The organism is Methylobacterium sp. WL103, from assembly GCF_008039885.1.
Taxonomy (GTDB): Bacteria; Pseudomonadota; Alphaproteobacteria; order Rhizobiales; family Beijerinckiaceae; genus Methylobacterium; species Methylobacterium cerastii.
In genome coordinates this window covers 1-492 of sequence record NZ_VRUX01001253.1, presented here as the reverse complement: position 1 = coordinate 492, position 492 = coordinate 1, and the positions used below count along the sequence as shown (strand labels likewise).

1 protein-coding gene is annotated in these 492 nt (G+C 74.8%); it reads left to right on the top strand.

Annotation, left to right across the window (positions count from 1 at the left end; all coding sequences use genetic code 11):
* Nucleotides 1-404 (top strand): phage BR0599 family protein (locus FV222_RS28885; protein ID WP_187277546.1); only part of this gene is annotated, 404 nt, incomplete at its 5' end.
* Between the last annotated feature and the right edge of the window lie 88 nt (nucleotides 405-492).

Sequence of the window (492 nt, the reverse complement as noted above, 5' to 3'; positions counted from 1 at the left end):
CCCGCTGCGGCGTCGACGTGGCGCGGTTCCGCACGGCCGGCACGGTCGATCGCTTGGCCGAACCCGGCACGCTCGCCGTGTCGTTCGCCGGCATCGTCGCCGACGGGCTGTTCACCGGCGGTCGCCTGACCTGGACCGGCGGCGCCAACCTTGGTCTGTCCGGCGACGTGCGCACGCATCTCGGCGCGCTGGTCGAGCTGTGGGAGGCGCCGCCGCGCGGCGTCGCGCCGGGCGACGCCTTCACCCTCGTCGCCGGCTGCGACAAGCGCCTGTCCACCTGCCGCGGCACCTTCGCGAACGCCCTGAACTTCCAGGGCTTTCCGCACATGCCGGGCAACGACTTCGTCGTGCGCTACGCCCCCGGCGCGGGCCCCGGCCTCGACGGCGGCTCGCTGTTCCGCTGAAGGAATCTCCGATGCGCAACCGGTTCGACGGCGCCGCGGTCGAGGCCGAGGCCCGGCGCTGGCTCGGCACGCCCTACCGGCACCAGGC